This window comes from Kitasatospora sp. NPDC047058, from assembly GCF_040643935.1.
Taxonomy (GTDB): domain Bacteria; phylum Actinomycetota; class Actinomycetes; order Streptomycetales; family Streptomycetaceae; genus Kitasatospora.
Genome location: NZ_JBEYVJ010000627.1, coordinates 1 through 2,970, shown reverse-complemented (window position 1 = coordinate 2,970; position 2,970 = coordinate 1). Strand labels below are relative to the sequence as shown.

Annotated in this window: 3 protein-coding genes and 1 pseudogene; 1 reads left to right on the top strand and 3 read right to left on the bottom strand. The window is 74.0% G+C overall.

All coding sequences use genetic code 11. From position 1 onward, the window contains the following. Both ABZ885_RS38510 and ABZ885_RS38505 read right to left on the bottom strand, forming a co-directional pair. Positions 1 to 268, bottom strand: a pseudogene (locus ABZ885_RS38510) (MarR family transcriptional regulator); the annotation flags it as partial. Between the two features lie 53 nt (positions 269 to 321). After that, entirely contained in the window at positions 322 to 1,632 is a 1,311-nt protein-coding gene (locus tag ABZ885_RS38505) for an SgcJ/EcaC family oxidoreductase (RefSeq protein WP_360199453.1), read from the bottom strand. Between the two features lie 98 nt (positions 1,633 to 1,730). Here ABZ885_RS38505 and ABZ885_RS38500 point away from each other — a divergent pair, with 98 nt between their 5' ends. After that, complete coding sequence (locus tag ABZ885_RS38500; protein WP_360199451.1) at positions 1,731 to 2,264, top strand: MarR family transcriptional regulator; 534 nt, start codon at positions 1,731 to 1,733, stop codon at positions 2,262 to 2,264. Positions 2,265 to 2,291: 27 nt separating this feature from the next. On the opposite strand, the gene thpR is transcribed toward ABZ885_RS38500, so the two are convergent. Continuing rightward, the gene (gene thpR, locus ABZ885_RS38495) at positions 2,292 to 2,909 is read right to left on the bottom strand and encodes an RNA 2',3'-cyclic phosphodiesterase (protein WP_360199449.1); all 618 of its coding nucleotides are present in this window, start codon (positions 2,907 to 2,909) and stop codon (positions 2,292 to 2,294) included. Positions 2,910 to 2,970: the final 61 nt, after the last annotated feature.

Here is a 2,970-nt window from a genome sequence, read left to right as displayed (position 1 = left end):
CGAGGACCGCGGACTCGGCTGCCAGGTCGTCCTCGGGGCGGATGTAGGACCTCATGGCCTCCCGCAGCTCGGGCAGGGTCATCCCCTCGCCGTCGGGTGAGATGTCGTTCGCCGACAGGTTGCGCAGCAGCCAGAACTGCGGCTGGGTGTAGCCCTTTTCGGCCTGCCGGGCCCGGGTGTAGGCGATCAGTGCCTCGTAGGCGACGCCGGTCCAGTAGGCGGCGGGCTGGCCGGCGAGTTCGGCGTCGGTCATCTGCCGGGTCGTCATGGGTGGTTCCCTCCTGTACGTCGGGCTCGGGGTCCGTGCTGCCGCTCGGGTCGTCAGTCGACCGCGACGGTGTTCTGGGCGGCGCCGACACGCCAGGTGCCGTCCTCCTTGACGAGGATGTAGAACGGGCGGCCCTCGGGCTGGTCGGCGATCCTGGTGCCGTCGTGGCGGACCGGCTGCTGGCGGACGTTCACCGCGGCGACGTCGGGGCGCAGGAACAGCACGCGCTCGACGTCGTAGACGGCGGTGGACTCGGCGGCCGCCCCGGGCAGCACCTTGCGGGTGAAGGCGGCGATCTCCTCGAAGCCCGACAGCCGCTTGCCGTGGCCGGTGGTCCACACCGGGTCCTCGCGGCGGAAGACGCCCAGGAACCGGTCGACCAGCTCGTTCTGCTGGGCGTGCTCGACCTCGGCGACCAGGCGGCGGATCGCGGCGACCTCGGCGTCGGTCTGCGGGCCGTCGGGGGCACCGAACACCTCGACGGGCCGGTAGGAGCCCGAGACCAGCTCGGCGACCGCGCCCGGCCGCTGCGGGCGCCAGCCGAGGACGGTCCGGGCGGCGGCGCCGCTGACGCTCTGGTCGAGGGCGAGTCCATCCGCGAAGAGCGGGCCGAAGACCTCGGCGGCCTGTTCCACCGGCACGGCGTGCGGGGCGGCGAGCACTCCGGCGGCGCGGCCGGCGGCGCGGGCGAGGTCACGGACCGGGACGGCCGACTCACCGACGCCGTGCCAGACGGTGCCGGCCGCGGCCCGTTCGACGGCGGCAACGAACAGCTCGGCCAGGTCGTCGACGTGTACGGTCGACCAGCGCACGCCCTCCTCGCCGTAGTACTCGGGCTCCCCCTGCTGCCGGGCCCGGTCGACCAGGATGGCGGGGATGCCACCGCCGCGGCCGTACACGATGCCGGGCCGTACGACGACCGCGCGCACCCCGTGGGCGGCCTCCGCCAGTACCTGCTGCTCGATCCGCGGGCGGTAGCCGACGATGCCGATCGGGTCGGTCGGGGCTTGCTCGCCGACCTCCTGGGCCTCGCCGGTGGCGCCGAGCACCCAGATGCCGCTGGTGTAGACGAAGGGGCGGCCGGTGCCGCGCAGCGGTGCGGCGAGCGCCTCGATGACGGCGGTGTCGGTGTCGGCGTCGCCGCTCGGGGGTGCCAGGTGGATCACGGCCTCGATGTCGGGGGTGACCACGCCGGCCAGCGAGGCCGGGTCCGCGGTGTCGCCGGCCAGCCGGGCGTGCCAGGCCCGGCCGGGCTGCGGGGCGGCGCTGCGGGTGAGCGCGACGACCTGGTGGCCGGCGGCGGCGAGGTGGTCGGTGACGGCGGAGCCGATGTAGCCGGTGGCGCCGGTGAGCAGGACCTTCATGACGTACCCCCTATGTCGAACATTTCGATGTCGAAACTATAGGCAGGCCCGATCGGCGATGTCAAACATTTCCACGTCGAAATGTTAGACTCCGGGGCATGACGGAATACCAGCCCCAGTACGACGGCGTCGACCGCATCACCGCGCAGTGGCGCGCGGTCCGCCCCGACCTGGACACCTCCCCCATGGCCGTCATCGGCCGCCTCTCCCGCGCCTCGCGCCTGCTGGAGCGCGGGATCAAGGAGAACCTGGCCGTCCACGGCGTCGAACCCTGGGAGTTCGACGTCCTGGCCACCCTGCTGCGTTCCGGCGCGCCGCACGTCCTCACCGCCGGCGAGCTCAGCTCGGCCGTGATGATCAGCTCCGCGGCGCTCACCAACCGCATCGACCACCTCGTGGAGAAGGGCCTGGTCGAACGGGCCGTCGACCCCGCCCACCGCCGCCGGGTGCTGATCTCCCTGACCGGCACCGGCCAGGACCTGACCAACCGCCTCGTCGAACACCACCTCGCCGGCGAGGAACGCCAGCTCGCCGGGCTCACCGCCGCCGAACGCGAGCAGCTCACCGGCCTGCTGCGCCGCGTCCTGATCACCCTCGACGACCACACCGAGGACCCCGCCGCCCCGCGGTAACCGCCCGGACCGGGCGAGCCGGGGCGGCTACGGCGCGGTGGGAGCGCCGCCGTCCCCGGCCTGTACGCCGGCACCCAACCGCCACGCCTCGATGTCGCGGTAGCGGATCGGCCCGGGGCCGCGGCCGGTGTTGCTGCCGACCAGGTGGAGGCGTTCGGTCCGCCACGGCCGGCCCGTGAACCCCGCGAGATCGGCCGCGACCTGCGGCACGCTGGCGGGATCATCGCGGCGGGACCGCGCCAGGGTCAGATGGGGCTGCAGCGGACGGTTCCTGAATTCGATCCCACAGGACCTGACCAGGTCCCGGACGTCGGCGGCGAGCTGGTGCAGTCCCTCCAGGTCCCCGTCGATACCGCTCCACAGCAGCCGCTCGTCGAAGTGGCCGCCGCCGCGCAGGCGCAGGCACAGGGCAGGGTGCGACGCCGCCGCGCCCGCCAGCGCCGACCGCAGCGGCGGCACCGCGGTGGCGGGCAGTTCACCGAGGAAGGCCAGGGTGATGTGCCAGTCCTCGATCCGGTTCCAGCGCAGCCGCGGGTACCCGGCGTAGGCGGGCTGCAGGGCCCGGGCCAGCTCGTCCTTGGCGTCGTCGGGCGGGGCCAGCGCCACGAAGACGCGCAGGATCGAGGGCTCGGAGGGATCGTCCACGAGGGATTTCTAGCACCCCGCCGTCGCCCCCCGCCGCGCCGCCCCCGGTGCCGGAGTCGGG

Excerpts from the sequence above, each read along its gene's own strand:
- ABZ885_RS38500 (WP_360199451.1), top strand. The coding sequence starts at position 1,731 with ATGACGGAATACCAGCCCCAGTACGACGGCGTCGACCGCATCACCGCG.
- ABZ885_RS38505 (WP_360199453.1), bottom strand. The coding sequence starts at position 1,632 with ATGAAGGTCCTGCTCACCGGCGCCACCGGCTACATCGGCTCCGCCGTC.